The organism is Testudinibacter sp. 'clade 2' (genome assembly GCF_006227735.1).
Classification (GTDB): domain Bacteria; phylum Pseudomonadota; class Gammaproteobacteria; order Enterobacterales; family Pasteurellaceae; genus Chelonobacter.
Genome location: NZ_VDHB01000007.1, coordinates 16,067 through 33,764, shown reverse-complemented (window position 1 = coordinate 33,764; position 17,698 = coordinate 16,067). Strand labels below are relative to the sequence as shown.

General features: G+C 45.9%; 19 protein-coding genes and 1 pseudogene. 10 read left to right on the top strand and 10 right to left on the bottom strand.

The features are described from left to right. Positions 1-36: 36 nt before the first annotated feature. From rpoE to radC, 5 genes are all read right to left on the bottom strand, one after another. On the bottom strand, positions 37-618 hold the full coding sequence (rpoE, locus tag FHQ30_RS01060; RefSeq protein ID WP_132965182.1) for an RNA polymerase sigma factor RpoE: 582 nt from the start codon (positions 616-618) through the stop codon (positions 37-39). Between the two features lie 128 nt (positions 619-746). Continuing rightward, positions 747-998 (bottom strand): FAD assembly factor SdhE, encoded by a 252-nt coding sequence (locus FHQ30_RS01055; protein ID WP_139610603.1) that lies wholly within the window; start codon positions 996-998, stop codon positions 747-749. Positions 999-1,119: 121 nt separating this feature from the next. Next, entirely contained in the window at positions 1,120-1,290 is a 171-nt protein-coding gene (rpmG, locus tag FHQ30_RS01050; RefSeq protein WP_132965186.1) for a 50S ribosomal protein L33, read from the bottom strand. Between the two features lie 11 nt (positions 1,291-1,301). Continuing rightward, positions 1,302-1,538, bottom strand: coding sequence for a 50S ribosomal protein L28 (rpmB, locus tag FHQ30_RS01045; RefSeq protein WP_034615498.1), 237 nt, complete (start codon positions 1,536-1,538; stop codon positions 1,302-1,304). A gap of 215 nt (positions 1,539-1,753) precedes the next feature. Continuing rightward, positions 1,754-2,449, bottom strand: a complete 696-nt coding sequence (gene radC / locus FHQ30_RS01040) for a RadC family protein (protein WP_267963762.1) — start codon at positions 2,447-2,449, stop codon at positions 1,754-1,756. Positions 2,450-2,635: 186 nt separating this feature from the next. Between radC and coaBC the strand changes: the two genes are divergently transcribed. The 6 genes and pseudogenes from coaBC to FHQ30_RS01010 all read left to right on the top strand — a co-directional run bounded on the left by coaBC (position 2,636) and on the right by FHQ30_RS01010 (position 6,860). Beyond that, a complete protein-coding gene (gene coaBC / locus FHQ30_RS01035; RefSeq protein WP_139610604.1) occupies positions 2,636-3,856 on the top strand; it encodes a bifunctional phosphopantothenoylcysteine decarboxylase/phosphopantothenate--cysteine ligase CoaBC in 1,221 nt (406 codons plus the stop codon). A gap of 58 nt (positions 3,857-3,914) precedes the next feature. Then, on the top strand, positions 3,915-4,370 hold the full coding sequence (gene dut / locus FHQ30_RS01030; RefSeq protein WP_139610605.1) for a dUTP diphosphatase: 456 nt from the start codon (positions 3,915-3,917) through the stop codon (positions 4,368-4,370). Between the two features lie 6 nt (positions 4,371-4,376). After that, complete coding sequence (slmA, locus tag FHQ30_RS01025; protein WP_139610606.1) at positions 4,377-4,994, top strand: nucleoid occlusion factor SlmA; 618 nt, start codon at positions 4,377-4,379, stop codon at positions 4,992-4,994. Between the two features lie 7 nt (positions 4,995-5,001). Continuing rightward, positions 5,002-5,225, top strand: a pseudogene (locus FHQ30_RS01020) (YheU family protein). 44 nt (positions 5,226-5,269) lie between these two features. Continuing rightward, entirely contained in the window at positions 5,270-5,914 is a 645-nt protein-coding gene (crp, locus tag FHQ30_RS01015; protein ID WP_132965196.1) for a cAMP-activated global transcriptional regulator CRP, read from the top strand. Between the two features lie 184 nt (positions 5,915-6,098). Then, entirely contained in the window at positions 6,099-6,860 is a 762-nt protein-coding gene (locus tag FHQ30_RS01010) for a class I SAM-dependent methyltransferase (protein ID WP_139610617.1), read from the top strand. A 60-nt stretch (positions 6,861-6,920) separates the two neighbouring features. On the opposite strand, the gene tsaA is transcribed toward FHQ30_RS01010, so the two are convergent. Continuing rightward, entirely contained in the window at positions 6,921-7,661 is a 741-nt protein-coding gene (gene tsaA, locus FHQ30_RS01005; protein WP_139610607.1) for a tRNA (N6-threonylcarbamoyladenosine(37)-N6)-methyltransferase TrmO, read from the bottom strand. 152 nt (positions 7,662-7,813) lie between these two features. Between tsaA and FHQ30_RS01000 the strand changes: the two genes are divergently transcribed. The 3 genes from FHQ30_RS01000 to FHQ30_RS00990 all read left to right on the top strand — a co-directional run bounded on the left by FHQ30_RS01000 (position 7,814) and on the right by FHQ30_RS00990 (position 10,985). Beyond that, positions 7,814-8,734, top strand: a complete 921-nt coding sequence (locus FHQ30_RS01000; RefSeq protein ID WP_139610608.1) for a 1,4-dihydroxy-2-naphthoate polyprenyltransferase — start codon at positions 7,814-7,816, stop codon at positions 8,732-8,734. 68 nt (positions 8,735-8,802) lie between these two features. Beyond that, complete coding sequence (rraA, locus tag FHQ30_RS00995; protein WP_139610609.1) at positions 8,803-9,318, top strand: ribonuclease E activity regulator RraA; 516 nt, start codon at positions 8,803-8,805, stop codon at positions 9,316-9,318. 254 nt (positions 9,319-9,572) lie between these two features. Continuing rightward, positions 9,573-10,985 carry a DASS family sodium-coupled anion symporter gene (locus FHQ30_RS00990; RefSeq protein WP_139610610.1) on the top strand — a complete coding sequence of 471 codons (1,413 nt, stop codon included), beginning with the start codon at positions 9,573-9,575 and terminating at the stop codon, positions 10,983-10,985. Between the two features lie 160 nt (positions 10,986-11,145). Here FHQ30_RS00990 and FHQ30_RS00985 read toward each other — a convergent pair whose 3' ends face one another. From FHQ30_RS00985 to FHQ30_RS00975, 3 genes are read right to left on the bottom strand one after another with little or no spacing between them, the layout of a single operon-like run. After that, positions 11,146-11,712: an aminotransferase class IV family protein gene (locus FHQ30_RS00985; protein WP_139610611.1), complete on the bottom strand. Its 567-nt coding sequence runs from the start codon at positions 11,710-11,712 to the stop codon at positions 11,146-11,148. Beyond that, positions 11,712-12,716: an aminodeoxychorismate synthase component I gene (locus tag FHQ30_RS00980; protein WP_267963763.1), complete on the bottom strand. Its 1,005-nt coding sequence runs from the start codon at positions 12,714-12,716 to the stop codon at positions 11,712-11,714. The genes FHQ30_RS00985 and FHQ30_RS00980 overlap by 1 nt, the downstream gene beginning before the upstream one ends. Next, positions 12,713-13,324: a Maf family protein gene (locus FHQ30_RS00975; protein ID WP_442805646.1), complete on the bottom strand. Its 612-nt coding sequence runs from the start codon at positions 13,322-13,324 to the stop codon at positions 12,713-12,715. Before FHQ30_RS00975 ends, FHQ30_RS00980 begins: the two co-directional genes overlap by 4 nt. Before the next feature lie 88 nt (positions 13,325-13,412). Between FHQ30_RS00975 and FHQ30_RS00970 the strand changes: the two genes are divergently transcribed. Next, positions 13,413-15,023, top strand: a complete 1,611-nt coding sequence (locus tag FHQ30_RS00970; protein ID WP_139610613.1) for a DNA recombination protein RmuC — start codon at positions 13,413-13,415, stop codon at positions 15,021-15,023. 77 nt (positions 15,024-15,100) lie between these two features. Here FHQ30_RS00970 and FHQ30_RS00965 read toward each other — a convergent pair whose 3' ends face one another. Continuing rightward, positions 15,101-17,695, bottom strand: a complete 2,595-nt coding sequence (locus tag FHQ30_RS00965; RefSeq protein WP_139610614.1) for a restriction endonuclease — start codon at positions 17,693-17,695, stop codon at positions 15,101-15,103. Positions 17,696-17,698: the final 3 nt, after the last annotated feature.

Sequence of the window (17,698 nt, the reverse complement as noted above, 5' to 3'; positions counted from 1 at the left end):
CAGTAAACTGTTCAGTTAACTTAAGTTTCGTCAATATTAACGTTCGTTGTTGATTAGAGGTGAAATCTTGCTGTCGATAATTTCCCTTGCCCGAAAAATGCGGGAACGTACCGTTCCGACCGGACAATCCATAATCTCAGCAATCTCTTCGTAACTCAATCCCTCTAACTCCCTCAATGTAATTGAGGTTTTTAATTCTTCCGGTAGAGCGGCAATCGTTTCAAACACGATTTTTTTCAATTCCGACGATAAAATCAAATTTTCCGGCGTATCAATATTTCTCAAACTGTCGCCGGCATCATAAGTTTCTGCATCTTCAGCCTGAATATCTTCACTGGGTGGGCGCCGCCCTTGTGCCGTGAGATAATTTTTTGCCGTATTGACGGCAATCCGATAAAGCCAGGTATAAAATGCGCTATCGCCACGAAACAGTTCCAAAGAGCGGTAGGCTTTAATAAAAGTTTCCTGCACCACATCCGGAATATCGTTTGCCGAAACATAGCGGGTCAGCAACCCTGCTACTTTATTTTGGTGGCGTGCAACCAACAAATTAAATGCTTTTTTATCACCTTGCTGTGCCTTTTCTACCAGAGCCTGATCTGTTAGTTGTTCACTCATCAGAAGTGAATCTCCTTACCTCATATTACGCTAACAATCCAATTGCAATGACAGCAGGTCGGTATACTGAATTAGAGAGCACAATTTTTTAAAAGTTCAATTTTTATAAAAATTATCTTAATTATTTCTTAATTTTTACTTAAATGCGCTTGAATCAGCCGTACCATTTCCTCCAACGCCGGAGTGGGGGCGGATTGTTGGTTCATCAGCCAGCGAAACAGCTCGGGATCGGTGTAATCCAATAATTCAACAAAAGTCGCCTTTTGTGCGTCAGAAAGATGCTCAAACCGGTTTTGGTAAAACGGCATAATCATAAAATCCAGCTCCAACATGCCGCGCCGACAAGCCCATGCGATTTTTAATTGATTGTATTGCCCCATCTTTCCTTCCTATACTTGCAGCGATTTAAGCCTTGAATGGCGCAAATCATACCATAATTCTTTAAACCGCAGGCATAAAAAAACCCGACATCACATCGGGCTTTTTCATTAAAAACAAAAATTATTTAATTTTTGCTTCTTTATACAGAACGTGCTTACGAACAACGGGATCGTATTTTTTGATCTCCATTTTTTCAGGCATGTTACGTTTGTTTTTTGTCGTAGTGTAGAAATGACCTGTTTCAGCAGTAGAAACCAGTTTGATTTTCTCACGAGCACCTTTACTTGCCATAATTCAGATCCTTAAAATTTTTCGCCTTTGGCACGCAGATCAGCCAAAACTGAATCGATGCCTTTTTTATCAATAATCCGCATACCTTTGGCAGAAACGCGCAAAGTGACGAATCTTTTTTCACTTTCAACCCAAAAACGGTGGGAGTGTAAATTCGGTAGAAAACGACGTTTGGTCGCATTCATTGCGTGCGAACGGTTGTTACCAACTGCCGGACGCTTGCCTGTTACTTGACAGACTCTAGACATGGTTAATTCTCCAATAAAACTTATTTAGCTCGAGCTTCGTGGTTCGGATCCCGCCTTGCGGTAACCTCGTCAGGTATGTAACCCGACCCACGCCAATATTAAAGGTGGGGGATTATACCATTTTTTTGCAGTGACTCAAGTATAAAAACAGATTAAATCCAATTTTCAGCGAGCAGTGGATCTTTTACTTATTATAGCAGGATCATTTTCTCTGCTCATAACCAACCCAGCTCGGAGAACGCCCGATAACTGCCATGCCCGATAACAAAATGATCCAGCAACCGCACTTCGACCAGATCGCATGCCAAACGGATCCGATCGGTAATCGCACGATCGGCATCGCTCGGCTCAGCAATACCGGACGGATGGTTATGCGCTAAAATCAAGGCTGCGGCATTATAGGCCAGTGCGGTTTTCACAATCTCACGCGGATGTACATAGGCGCTGTTGATACTGCCGAGAAACATCTCCTCTTGTTTAATCAAACGATGTTGATTGTCTAAAAACAGCACTAAAAAAACTTCTCGCTGCCGTGCCTCCAATTCAGTTTGCAAATACAGCCGTACGGTTTCCGGATTCGAAAACGCCACCTCACGCCGTAATTCTTGCTGCAAATAACGCTTGGTCATCTCTTTGCATGCCTGCAATTGAATATATTGTGTCAGCCCCAAACCTTTCATCTGACAAAACTGCTGCTGATCCACATTCAGCAATTCACGCAATGAACCGAAATGCGCCAACACCTGCGCCGCCAATGTCATCACAGGACAGCCTTTAATCCCGGTACGCAAAAAGATTGCCAGCAGCTCTTGGTCAGATAATTGTGCTGCCCCATAATGCAGCAACTTTTCACGCGGCATCAGTTCATGCAAGCTGAGATCGATTGATATTCCCTTGTTTTCACTCTTCATAACACACCAGCTCTTCTTAAAGTAAAACAGCAGTTTGCTTGCCTAGGCTGTGGAAGAAAACGGTGGATAACTATTTTTGCGATCCAGTGCGTAAAACCCGTAACCAAGCTGCCCTAGCCCAAGCGAGAAAATTCCAGTAAAATAGTGCAAATTGATTAACGGAAATCACAACTTGAGAACCTCGCCATGTCGAAATTAAACGGAAAACGCATTGTCGTCGGTATCAGCGGCGGAATTGCTGCCTATAAAAGCATAGAACTGATCCGCTTGTTACGCAAAAGCCATGCCGAAGTGCGGGTGGTGTTGACCGAAGCGGCAACTCACTTTGTCACGCCGCTGACCTTGCAGGCAATTTCCGCTAATCCGGTGGCGGATTCGCTGCTGGATCCACAAGCCGAGTTGGCAATGGGGCATATTGAATTGGCAAAATGGGCAGACTGTATCGTGATTGCCCCTGCTACTGCCGATTTGCTGGCACGCCTTGCTGTCGGCATGGCCAATGATCTGTTGACGACTATCTGTCTCGCCAGTGCAGCCCCGATTTTGTTAGCACCGGCCATGAATCAACAGATGTATCGCCAAACGATTGTGCAGCAAAATTTATCCTCGTTGCAACAACGCGGCTTGAAACTGATTGGACCCAATGACGGTGAACAGGCTTGTGGTGATGTCGGTACCGGGCGTATGTCTGAACCGCATGAAATTTTCAACCACATTCAAACCGCACTTTCAAGCGAGCAGCCATTTAAAGGCTTAAAAATTACCATCACCGCCGGTCCGACGCGCGAAGCGATCGATCCGGTGCGTTTTATCAGTAATCATAGTTCCGGCAAAATGGGGTTTGCTTTAGCGCGTGCTTTTGCCGAACAAGGCGCACAAGTCAGTTTGGTGGCCGGCCCGGTCAATTTGGTTACGCCACAAAATGTACGGCGCTACGATGTGGAATCGGCACAACAGATGCACGATGTCACCTTATCCTTGGCGCCACAGCAAGATATTGTGATCGGCTGCGCTGCAGTGGCGGACTATCGTATGCAGACCGTTGCCGAGCAAAAACTGAAAAAAACCGATGACAGTGAGCAGCTGGTGTTAACCTTAGTCAAAAATCCGGATATCATCGCTGCGGTCGCAGCACTATCAGCACAGCGTCCGTTTGTGGTCGGCTTCGCTGCCGAAACACAAGCGGTGCTGGATTATGCGGCGCAAAAACTGCAACGCAAAAATCTGGACATGATCTGTGCCAACGATGTTGCACTGCAAGGACAGGGTTTCAACAGTGAACACAATGCCTTAACTGTACTGTGGAAAGGCGGACAACAGCAGCTGCCACTCAGTGATAAATATCGCTTGAGCCAAAAACTGGCGGCATTAATTGTGCAGCAATATCGCGCTAGTCAAATCAGCTAACCGCACTTTGATAACGAGCCGTCCTAAAATAACAACATAAAAACGAGAACATAAAAAAATGAAAAAAATCGACATCAAAGTTTTGGATCCACGTATCGGCAACGAATTTCCACTGCCAAGTTATGCCACGCCGGGATCCGCCGGTTTGGATCTACGCGCCTTGCTGACTGAACAGCTCACTTTACAACCGGGTGAAACTCAACTGATCCCGACCGGTTTATCAATTTACGTTGCCGACCCCAATTTGGCAGCAGTTATCCTGCCTCGTTCCGGCTTGGGACATAAAAATGGCATTGTATTGGGCAATTTGGTCGGGCTGATCGACTCCGATTATCAAGGGCCGTTAATGGTGTCATTGTGGAATCGTGGCAATACACCTTTCACGGTAGAGGTCGGTGATCGCATTGCGCAACTGGTGTTTGTGCCGGTGGTGCAGGCGGAATTTAACGTTGTCACCGAATTCGACCAGACCGAACGTGGCAGCGGCGGTTTCGGGCACTCCGGTAAGCAATAACGCGTCATGAATCATTCTGTAAATAATAGCCCATCGGCAAAACGTTCGATAAAAGAGCGGCGTAAACAGGTGCTGACCGTACTGGCTCATATGCTGCATTCCGACAAAGGCATGGAGCGCATCACCACCGCCCGTTTGGCGCAAGAGATCGGCGTATCCGAAGCCGCACTTTATCGCTATTACCCGAGCAAAACCAAGATGTTCGAAGCGTTGATCGATCTGATTGAAGAGAATCTGCTACACCGCATCAAGCAGTCGATAAAAAACGATACCGACACCGTGACTCGCATTCATAATATTATGCAAATGATTCTGGATTTTGCACGCAAAAATCCGGGCATGACCCGAGTGCTGAGCGGACATGCGTTAATGTTTGAAGATCCGGCGCTCAAAGTGCGGGTCGTCAAATTTTTTGACGGTCTGGAATTGCAATTCAACAATATTTTACAGATGCAGCGCTTACGCAACGGTAAAGCATTTGAAATTGATGAAAAAGTGATCGCAGCCCATCTGGTGACCTTTTGCGAAGGGCAATTTTTACGCTATGTACGCACCAATTTCCGTCGCAGCAGCCACAGTGAATTTGCACAACAATGGCCGTTATTTGCGTCCTTGTTAAAATAGCGTTACTATGATCATTCCATGGCAAGCATTAGCAGCAGAAACCCTCGACAATATCTTGGAATCTTTTGTGCTGCGAGAGGGAACCGATTACGGTGCAATCGAGCTGACACTGACACAAAAAAGGCACAGCTACGTCGCCAACTGGAAGCAGGCAATGCCGTATTAGTGTGGTCAGAGTTACACCAGTCGATTGATATAAAAGATAAAAAATTATTTTTACAAGCACAATAAGCTGTATCGTTTAGAATACAGCAACATCGTTAAAAGAGGCATTTATGCAAGATCAATTTGCAACAAAACCAACATCTTCAGATCCAACATTAGAGTGGTTTCTTTCTCATTGCCATATCCATAAATATCCGTCGAAAAGCACCTTGATTCACGCCGGTGAAAAGGCCGAAACGTTATATTATTTAATCAAAGGCACAGTTTCGGTGTCGATTAAAGATGAAGACGGCAAAGAGATGATTCTTTCATATCTGAATCAAGGGGATTTTGTCGGCGAAATCGGGCTGTTTGAACAAGAAAGCGAACGCACTGCTTGGGTGCGAGCCAAAACCACTTGCGAGGTGGCAGAGATTTCCTATAAAAAATTCCGCCAACTGATTCAAATCAATCCTGAAGTGCTAATGTACCTTTCGACTCAGCTGGCAAGACGCTTGCAACACACTTCCAAACAAGTCAGCAATCTGGCGTTTTTGGATGTGACCGGACGCATTGCACAAACGCTGCTAAATTTAGCAAGAATGCCCGAAGCCATGACACACCCTGATGGCATGCAAATCAAGATTACTCGTCAGGAAATCGGACAAATCGTCGGCTGCTCGCGCGAAACCGTCGGTCGAATTCTGAAAATGCTGGAAGATCAAAACCTGATCTCGGCACACGGTAAAACCATTGTGGTTTACGGCACCCGCTAACACCGCACTTTATCATGTTAGAAGCCTTGCAGGGCGTGCTCTGCAAGGCTTTTTTATTATTTAAAGATAATAACAATTTTCATTTGTCAAACACGCTGTACTTCTTTATGATAATGCTTATTTAAAATATATCTTTAATCTGAGTCCAGAAGAATAAAAGGTGTGAAGGTGTGAGCGTATGAATATGAAAAAAGAGGAAGTCGGGCACAATTTTTTGGCACGCTTAGGCAAAACCCGCTTGCGTCCGGGCGGGCGACGTGCCACCGAATGGCTGATTGGACACGGCAACTTCAATTCCGATAGCCAAGTGCTGGAAGTGGCGTGCAATATGGCGACCACCGCGATCGGTTTGGCAAAGCAATACGGTTGCCAAATCACCGCTGTGGACTTGGACGAACAAGCATTAAGCAAAGCCGAAGCCAATATTCAACGGCACGGCTTGCAAGATAACATCCACCTCCAGCGTGCCAATGCCACCAAATTACCGTTTGACGACAACTGTTTTGATGTGGTGATCAACGAAGCAATGCTGACCATGTTACCGCTGGAAGCGAAGCGCAAAGCCGTCAGTGAATATTTTCGCGTGCTGAAACCGGGTGGCGTATTGCTGACCCATGATGTAATGCTGACCCGTGATGACGACCCTGAAATAATCCAAGCGCTGCGTCATGCGATTAACATCACCGTCACACCGCTGAGCCAAGCAAACTGGCAAAACCTGTTTCTGGAGTGCGGTTTTTCCCGTTGCGAATCAATTTATGACCGTATGACGCTATTATCGCCAATCGGCATGATTTATGATGAAGGCGTCGCTGGCACATTCAACATTGTGCGTAATGCCCTAAAACCGCAAAATTTTCCAACCTTTAAGAAGATGTTTAAGCTGTTCAATGACCCACAACAGCGGCTGAATTTTATTGCGGTATGCAGCTATAAAGCCGAATAACTAAGCCAAATAACTCGCGACCGCACTTTTCTAATCGCCTTTTTCTAACCGCACTTTCAACTAAAAAGTGCGGTTTTCCACCTCAATTGCGATCACTTCGGCGCTGTTGTTTGCTACAAAACGGAAACGGACGTTGAATTGCCAGATGCTCATACCATATATTCGGTCACGGTCACTGTTTTGTTGTTGGTAGGCAGGGCGGGGGTCTTGTTCAATCAGTTGGCGAATAAAACGTTGTAGGTTCGGGTAGTCGCTTTGTTGCTGCATAAACGCCGCAACATCAGGAGCAAACCGCACTTCGATCTCAGCGCTTGGTTGGGTTTGGGCAAAACCGCTGACGGCATTCGGTTCGCTGTCGGCGTAAGCAAGATAGGGCTTGATATCCAGAATCGGCGTACCGTTGACTAAGTCGATGCTGCCAACCTGTAACCGCACTTTACCCTTCTCTATTTGGATGCCGTCCAACCGCACTTTGGATAAACCGATTGGGTTTGGGCGGTGGGTGGCGCGCGAAGCGAACACACCAACTCGCTGGTTGCCGCCCAGACGTGGTGGGCGCACGGTGGGCTGCCATTTATCGGCAGCGATGCGATCAAACTGAAAAATCAGCCACAAATGGCTGAACTGTTCCAAACCTCGTACCGTTTCGGGCTGATTATAGGGCGGCAACAGCTCAATGATGCCCGTGCCGTCTGGCACCAAATCCGGCTGACGTGGCACAGCAAATTTTTCGTTATACGGCGTACGTGCCACGGCCACCGGTTGCAGTTGTAATGCAGAAAATACCAAATCCGCAGCCATTCTGGATTTTTCCTCTTAAAAAAACATGAAAATACCCGTCCAAATCAAAACACGGGGAAAATTTTGGCATATAATACCACTCAAACGATTATAAATGGTGAAATTGAGTGTGGTGGATAACCGCACTTTTATTTTTTATTGAAATGGTAACGATGGACAAAACCTCTTTAAAAATGTGGCTGGAAACCGCCCGCCCGAAAACCTTGCCACTGGCGTTGGCATCAATTGTCAGCGGCTCGGCGTTGGCAAAATGGAATGGTAGTTTCAGTTTGCCGATTCTGTTACTGTCAATTTTGACCGCACTTTTATTGCAGATCGTCTCCAATTTCGCCAATGATTATGGCGATCACCTCAAAGGCTCCGACACGGCCGAGCGCATCGGACCATTGCGCGGTATTCAGCATGGGGTGATCAGCCCTAAGCAACTTAAAATCGGACTGATTTTAGTTATTCTAGCCACCTTATGTTGCGGCTCAGCGCTGATTCTGCTCGCTACCGAAAGTTGGCAGGACTTGATCGCCTTTGCGGTGTTGGGCGTGGTGGCTGTGCTGGCATCGATCACTTACACCATCGGGCGAAAACCCTATGGTTATTTAGGTCTGGGTGATATTTCGGTGCTAATCTTTTTTGGTTGGCTCGGTGTGGGCGGCAGTTATTATCTGCAAATTCACCGCCTCGACTTTCCGGTGTTGATGGTCGCCACCGCTTGTGGTTTGCTGGCAACCGCCGTGTTGAATATCAATAATCTGCGCGACATCGAACAGGATCGCAAAGTCGGCAAAAATACCCTTGCGGTGCGGCTGGGTGATAAGCCCGCTAAAATTTACCACTGCTGGCTGCTTGCCTGCGCCATGGGACTATATTTGGCGTTTGCTCTGCTCTATTTTCCGCACTGGTTCGGTGCGTTGCCAATCTTAACCTTTCCGCTGCTGATCAAACACGCTTGGACGGTGTTTCATACCGAACAGCCACAACAGCTTCGTCCGATGTTAGCGCAAATGTCACTGCTGGCGCTGTCGGTCAACCTGCTATTTAGCGCCGGATTGCTGCTGTCAAGCGGGTTTAATTGGTAATTTTTATGTTTCCTGTTTATACTAGCGACTGATGTGCTGATGATTTATTATCGATTAAGGATAGGGCTATGCGTATTGACACTTCAGAATTATGTGACATTTATCAAGATCAAATTGACGTGGTAGAGCCGATTTTTTCCAGCTTTGGTGGAAAAACCAGTTTCTGCGGCAAAGTCACCACCGTAAAATGCTTTGAAAGCAACGGTTTGATTGAAGAAGTCTTAGAAGAAGATGGTCTGGGACGGGTGTTGTTGATTGATGGCGGTGGCTCGGTGCGTCGTGCCTTGATCGATGCAGATTTGGCGCAGCTGGCAGCAGACAACGATTGGGAAGGCATTATCGTTTATGGTGCGGTTCGTCAGCTGGATATTTTGGAAAATCTAGACATTGGTATTCATGCCTTGGCACCGATTCCGGTGTCTGCCGATGATAAAACCCTCGGTGAAACCGATGTGCCGATCAATTTTGGTGGCGTCTCGTTCCTGCCGGAAGATTATGTGTATGCCGACTTAACCGGCATTATCTTATCGCCGGAACCGTTGGAACTCAATGTGGAAACCACAACCCCTGCTTTTGAAGACTAACACGTTGATCAGCCTCTGATTACCACCGGTGACAGGGGCTTTTATCCCTCACACGATTCATCCTCTCAACCGCTAAGTGCCACCAAACTAACGTGTTAACCTTTTTCCTTGTGCCAGTTCACATTTCTGGCAATTGCTTATTCCATTTAGTTAATAAAATTACAACATTCTGCTATATTCAAACCTTACAACCAACAAGACGATTAAGCCACAGCCTTAAATTGTGCTGAGTATTTGTCGATAAGGAAAACATTATGAGCGACATCAACAAACCTGAGCCGCTGCAAAGCGAGATTGAAGAACATACCGTAAGACGTGCCAGCATCATATTTTTAGCGGATGTTATACTATTTTTTATCCTACTGAATGTGTTGCCGTTCGAACCGAATGCAAATAAAGGCTTAGCGCTATTGGTCTTTGTTGGGATTTTATGGCTGACAGAAGCATTGCATGTAACCATAACCGCACTTTTGGTACCGATTATGGCGATTGCTCTCGGATTGGTTTCCACCACTTCCGCTTTGGCTTCGTTTGCCAATCCAACGATTTTCCTGTTCTTCGGCGGCTTTGCCTTGGCTACCGCATTGCATATTCAAGGTTTGGATAAAATTATCGCCAATAAAATCATGAATCTAGCCAAAGGCAGGCTATTTTTGGCAGTACTCTACCTGTTCACCACCACGGCATTTTTGTCGATGTGGATGAGCAACACCGCCACTGCTGCAATGATGTTGCCGTTAGCGATGGGAATTTTGAGCAAAATGGATAAAAGCCGCGAACACAATACCTATGTTTTCGTGTTACTCGGCATCGCTTACAGCGCCAGTATCGGCGGCATGGGTACTGTGGTCGGCAGTCCGCCAAATGCCATTGTGGCTTCACAGTTGAATATTACATTTGGGCAATGGATGGCATACGGCTTCCCGGCTATGCTGCTGCTGATGCCAATTATGATCGGCACACTCTACATTGTTTTTAAACCTAATTTAAACGCTGCCTTCGAAAAGAATTTTGAAGAAAACGCATTGAACAAAAAACAGTACACCACCTTGGGTATCTTTGTGGTGATTGCGCTGTGCTGGGTGTTCAGCGGACATCTGAATCCACTCCTCTCTGCCTTGTTTGGGCTAGAGAAAAATATCGCCAGTTTCGACAGCGTGGTGGCTCTGGTTGCCGCCGTGGCGATCTGCGTCACCCGTGTCGCAGCTTGGGACGACATTCAGAAAAATACCGATTGGGGCGTATTAATGCTATTCGGCGGTGGTTTGACCCTAAGTGCGGTGCTGCGTGATTCTGGCGCCAGCAAAGTATTGGCAGATCAAGTCGTGAACATTATTGAAGGTGGGCATTTCTACATCATCGGCTTAGTGGTTGCCGCGTTTATCATCTTCTTGACCGAATTCACCTCAAACACTGCCAGTGCGGCGCTATTGGTACCGATCTTTATCTCTATCGCTGAAGCCTTAGGCATGCCGCCACTGGGCTTATCGTTAATTATCGGCTTAGGTGCTTCTTGTGCCTTTATGCTACCGGTCGCCACCCCGCCAAATGCGATTGTATTCGGTACCGGTGAGGTGAAACAGAGTGAAATGGTACGTGGCGGATTCTGGTTGAATATTCTTTCCACCTTTATCATCGCAACCATTGCCTATGTGTTCTGGTTCTAGTTGCGATAAGCAACAAATCGGCAAAGATATTCGATAAGTCAATATAGGGCAGATTGCATCTGCCCATTTAAAAATGAATACAAGAGCCGAGGCAATCTGCTCGGACTGTTATAGAGGCTGTTGATCTTTGCCGGCAACAATTTCTGTATGCAATGACAAATTAAACCAACGGATTCAAAGCGTTAATCACCCGCACTTCGTCATAATCCGCTAACGTGTCGATGGTAATCGAGCGCAATTGAATTTTATTTTCTACCAACAGTTTCGCCCGTTGGGTTCCTGCCAACAGTGGCGTATCCGGGGTGTACCACACGCCGTTTTGCAATAACACCAGATTGCCAATCGAACAATCCGTCAGTTTGCCGTGTTTGATAATCAAAATTTCATCGCAATTGCCGCGCTGAGCATACAGCTGATCCAGTAAAGTGCGGTCACTGTATTTCAGGTGGTAGTCGATCGTATCGCAAATCACCGGCTGAAAACGGCGAATCGTACGGCGTTGATAGGGGAAAAACCGCACTTGCTGCTGCATGGCGTTATAATCCACCCGACAACGCACCACCCCGTGCTGAAACTCCGGTGGCACAATGATTGCCGATAAATCAAATACTTGCACGTCCGTATCGGCATAATATTCGTGCAATGCCTGTTGGTAGCGCTGCTGGTGATACGCCACATTCTGCAACTGACCGTTTTCGACGGCAATGGTTTCCATGAGCGGCAACATTAACCCACCTCATATGAGATGATTGGAATATACACTTTTTGCAGCATCTCCTGATATTCGTCTTGCAAACTGCTTTGTGCGGTGATGCCGCCGCCGCTACGAAACAGCAACTGCTCACCTTGTTGCTGCAAATAGCGGATCAATACCGCACTTTGCAGATTTTCGCCATCAAAAATGCCGAAAATGCCGCTGTAGTAACCACGCTGGTCCAATTCGGCTTGGCGGATAATGTCGAGTGTTTTCTCTTTCGGTGCGCCACTGATCGAACCAGCCGGCAGCAACTTAAACAGCAGATCGCCAATCTGATGTTGCCAATCCGCTGCCAGCTGTCCACAAATTTCCGAGCTGGTTTGTAAAATGGTACCACGTTCGGTTTGCAGCCGCTCAACATAACGAAATCGGCTGACTTCAATTTGCGTTGCTACCATCGACAGATCATTGCGAATCAAATCCACGATCGTATTGTGCTCCCACTGCTCTTTTTCCGAGGCCAGCAAACGTTGTTCAGCATTGTCCAACGCCGCATCAATCGTGCCTTTCATCGGATATGAATAGATTTTATTTTCGGCAGTGGTGACAAAAGACTCCGGCGAAAAACAGACAAACTGATCGTCCCACAGCACTTTAAATGGCGCTTGGCTAAACTGAAAAATTTGTCGCAGGCTATAATTGCAATCAAGTGCGGTCGGATAGGTTAAATTCAGCAGATAAGTATTGCCTGCCTGTAGTTCCTGTTGCACGAGCTCAAATCCTTGCCGATAGCGCTCGAAAGAGATTGGGTGACGGGTCATCTGCAATGGCTCGTTCGGCTTGTCCAACTGCCAATCACGATTGGTTGCGCCTTTAATGCCATAATAAATGCCCTGCGCTGCCGCTTCATGCAACGGCAATACCAACGGATTGCGCTGTTCAAAATCGATCAAAAACAGAAACGGCTGCCGAGTTTGCCCAAAATGGTTGGCCTGTACAATAGCGTGTTGAGTAGCGTGTTGTTTTGGCATCATCGGGCGTGTTGCGCAGCGAGCAGTGGGTTTGTCAAACCGCACTTATTGATCAACAACTCACCAGTTTCATAAATCGGCAAGCCCATTATTCCGCTGAAACTGCCGCTGATATGGCGTACAAACAGACTGCCGAAGCCCTGAATCGCAAACGCACCGGCTTTGTCCATCGGCTCACCGGTCGCGATATACGCCCAAATTTGCTCGTCAGTTAATTGGGAAAAGGTCACCTCACTGGTTTGCAGCACGCTGTGAGTTTGCCCCTGCCAGTGCACACAAACCGCCGTCAACACTTGGTGAGTGCTGCCGGAAAGCCGTTTTAAAATCGCAGCGGCATCTTGCTCTGATTCGGGCTTGCCGATAATTTGCTGCTGCAATGCCACGGTGGTATCTGCGGTCAACAGTGGAAATTCCGGCGTTTTGCCCAACACTTGCAACGCCCGCTGATTTTTCTGCTGTGCCATGCGCAGCACATAACGTTGCGCCGGTTCATCCGCGAACGGCGTTTCATCAATTTCAGCACTGACTTTGATTAAATTCAGCCCCAATTCTTGCAGCAATTGCCAACGACGCGGACTGCCCGACGCCAAATAAAGGGTGTTTTGCATAATATAATAGCCGTTTAAGGTAGAGGTACAATTTCGCTAAGTCTGATATTTTGCTTTATAATCGCTGCAAAGAAAAGAGGGAACTTACCAGATGACAGAATTAAGCCAAAACCAATGGTTATTGATCTGTGCGGTGCTGACCGCACTTTGCCTGCTGCTATTTTTTATCGCCGTACGGCGCAAACGCGACAGCCAAGAATTGCAACAAGATCTGAATAAAAATATTGATGATTTCAATCAATTGCTGGAAAAATATGACAGCGTGCAACAGTTGCGTGAAACCCTGCAGCAGCGCATGATTCAAGCGCAAACCCGCAGCGAAGGGTTGCAACAACGCTTGGAGGAACGCGACGAAAAAATCGGTTATCTGCAACAAGAGTTTGATCAATTGCAACAACGCAACGAGGGTATTAACCGCAATATCACCGAACTGAAAGAGCGCTACGGCAGTGCTTCGGCACAAGCACAGAGCCTGCAACAGCAGCTGCTGCACAGCCAAAGTGCGGTCGAACAAAAAGAACAGGGTTTACAACAACAACGCCAACAATTAAGCGAATTGGCACAACAGTTGACCGAGCTGAAAACCACGTTATCAGAAAAAGAGAAAAATTTTGCCGAGCAACAGCATAATTTTGAGCAGAGCAAACAACAACTCTCGGTTGAGTTTCAAAACCTAGCAAACCGGATTCTGGAAGAGAAAAGCCAAGCGTTTCGCCAAAGCAACCAACATTCGATCGACAGCCTGTTGAAGCCGTTCCGCGAGCAGATTGAAAGTTTTCAAAAACGGGTTAATGAGGTGCATTCTGAAGCAATCAAAGGCAATACCGCACTTGAGGGGGAGATCAAAAAAGTGCTGGAGATTGGTCTGTCGATGTCGCAAGAGGCAAATAACCTGACTTCGGCGTTGAAAGGCAGCAAGAAAACCGCCGGTAATTGGGGCGAAATGCAGCTGGAACGCAGCCTGCAACTGGCAGGTTTGGTTGCCGGTGATCACTACGCTACCCAAGCCTCATTTCAAGACAGTGACGGCAAGCGCAAACAACCGGATTTTATCGTCAAATTACCGGACGACAAACATCTGATTATTGACAGCAAAGTCTCGTTGGTGGACTATGAAAGAGCGGTTGGCAGCGAAGAGGAGCAGCAACAGCATTACCTGAGTGAGCATGTTAAAGCGATCCGCAATCACATCAATGAGTTGTCTAACAAAGATTACAGCAACCTGATCGGCATGCGCAGCCCCAATTTTGTGTTGATGTTTATCCCGATTGAGCCGGCGTATATCGAAGCGATGAAGCTCGACCGCACGTTGTTTAACGATGCCTATAATAAAAACGTGATTTTGGTGTCGCACACCACCTTAATGCCGATTTTGCGCACGGTGGCAAATTTATGGCGAATTGAACGCGGCAATAGCGAAGCGCGTGAAATCAGCGAACGCGCCGGCGAGCTGTATAACCAAGTCAGTCTGCTGGCAGAACGGCTGCAAAAACTGGGCGGCTCGCTCACTGCCGCCAATAACCACTACAATAATACCGTTACCGCACTGGTCGGCAATCAGGGCTTATACGGCAAAGTGGAACGGTTCAAAACCCTGTCGGCAAAAGTAACCAAAACCTTGCCGGAAGTGGAAACGCTGCAAAGCAATATTGAAACCGACCGCTTGGTTATTTTGCTTGATGAGCAAATAACCGACGAGTAAGGCGATGACAGCAAGTGCGGTCAAACCGCACTTGTGATTAGGATTTCCAGTGAATGTAGAAGAGTAGGTTTGATCTTCTACAACTCATCAACTCTTTGCACCACTCGATATTTAATTCCATCAAACACCGCAAAATGCCGCTGTGCACAAGCGATTTTTTGCTGTTCTGCTTGTGAAAGCTGAGATAAATCAACGCCATCTTGAATGCCTTTGCCCGTGTTTTTGGTTTCGGCGACAAAATACACCTGCTCACAATCTTGCATAACAATCGCCCAATCAGGGTTGTAACTGCCAATCGGCGTAGGGATTTTGAACCAGCTTGGCAATTTGAAATACAATTTTACGTTGTCATAATTTTCACAATCTTCGGCGAATTGTTTTTCGGTGTGCGAATCCAAGGCGATAAAATCCGCAAAAATGGTTTTTTGGCTATTCTTCACATAAAAAGTATGTTCATTTAAGAAAAATTGTGTGCCATTTTTTTCTAAATCTTGCCATTTTGCCAAACTTTGCCTATAGCTTTCGCTATTTTCAGGCAATTTAGAATATTCAATGCCATCAACCATTAATTCATGCAAGGCGAGTAATATTTTTTCGCTGACCAAATCAATAAACCGCTGTGGATTATGCTGTAATTCATTCAAGCGATTAGACTTGATAATAATCTCATACACCGTTTGCCGAGTGAGTTGTGTTTTTCGTTGGATATCTTGCAAAATATTCGGTAGCTTGCCATTGATTTGCACATCTTGATAATGGCTGGCTTTTTCTTTGCCAAAAATACCATCGGTTTGATTTTGCTGAATAGTGGCTTTTTTAATTTCAATTTGTGGTTTTTGAATGGTAGGCATTTGTGCAATCGACTCACAAGCCTGCCTGATTAATGCTTGTCGTTCAAACTGCACCGAATAACAGGTTTTGTGTTGCAGTTTTTGCCAAATTTCCAAAAATTCAGGATCGAGTGTAAAGCCCTTACGAAAGGTTTGTGATTTTTTGCTGTCGGCGTTTTTGACTCCGCCATTGGCAAAGTGAATGCCACATTCATCGGTATATTCTTTTTGCAGATTAGCAGCAAAACTTTCATAGCTTTCATTGGGAATCACGGTCAGAATATTCACCGCTTCATCACGCACACGCATCCCTTGCTGATTGACTGCTAAACGCAAACCTCGCCCAATCTCTTGGCGTTTTTTTATCGGAGAGCGAGTTTCATTTAATGTACAAATTTGAAATACATTAGGATTATCCCAACCTTCTTTTAAGGCGGAATGAGAAAAAATAAACCGCAGTGGTGAGTTAAATGACAGCAATTTTTCTTTATCTTTCATGATTAAATCATAAGTCGCTTCATCGGCGGCGCTATTGCCTTTAGTGTCTTTATCACCTGAAAAATAACCATCATGCACACCGACCGCACTTTCACCGGTTTCACGCTCATAAATTTCGACAAACCATTTGGCAAATTTGCCGTCACTCCGATAATTTGCCACTTTATCAATAAAAAACAACGACAACACTTTAATGCCTTGTGGATTTAGCCGTTTTTCTTTGGCTAAATGTTCTTTGATGGTGCATTGCATTTGGGCTTTCATGATTTCATCACGCAACAAATCATTGTCATCATCACGGCTGATAATTTGACCGCCCGATAACGCCATTGTGCCATTTTCCATATCTAAGCCATTGACAATAAAACCATGACGATAGCTTTCGTTACCATTTGATTTATCAAACAGATCATCGCCTGATTTCACGCTCACCGTTTTTTTCTTGGTTTCTTTGTTGTCGTGATAATGCAGCTCGACTTTGGCTTGTAGGCTTTTTTTGCCAGCCACAAATTCCTTTAACACCACATACGCCCCATTGGTGTCGTTTTTGCTCAGCACCGAATTGACTTCAATTTGTTTCACCAATTTTTGGTTATAGGCTTCAATCGGATTTAGGCTGTAGATTTTGTGATAAGGGTTTTTATGCGTAGCAGAATATCGCAGCACAAATAACGGATTTAACGAATCAATGGCTTGCTTGGCTAAATCTGTTTCCATATTTTGCGGTTCGTCCACCATTACAATCGGGCGAGTTTGGCTGATTTGCGTCATCGGGGCTTCACCGCTTTCGTTAATCCGATTAATCACATTGTCGTCTTTTTTGAAGGCATCAATATTCATAATCAAAATTTCGATATGTTGGCTGGTGGCAAATTGTTTTAAAGCGGTTAATTTGCTACTGTGATAGACAGTATGATTGAAAACAGGCTTATCAAATTCCGTATCAAAATGCGTTTTCATCGCCCGAATGCTCTGCAGCACGCCCTCACGAATGGCAACACTGGGCACGACGATCACAAATTTTGTCCAGCCATATTGTTTATGCAATTCAAAAATCGTCCGCAAATAAACATAGGTTTTGCCTGTGCCAGTTTCCATTTCTATCGAAAAATTTAAACCGTGTTCACAAATCTGTGTTTGTGGCTGATGATTTGTGCGTTGTACGCTATTCAAGTTTTTGCTAATTTCATCGACTGGCAAAGTCAAGTGATTGGCAACCACTGGTGTATTGCCCCCAGCCATTAATTCAAATTCTTGGGTGCGATTGGCTTGCCCACAAAACAGTTGCACAACGGCATTAATGGCGTGGTGTTGATAGGCTTGATGTTCAAATTGTAATTGCATACT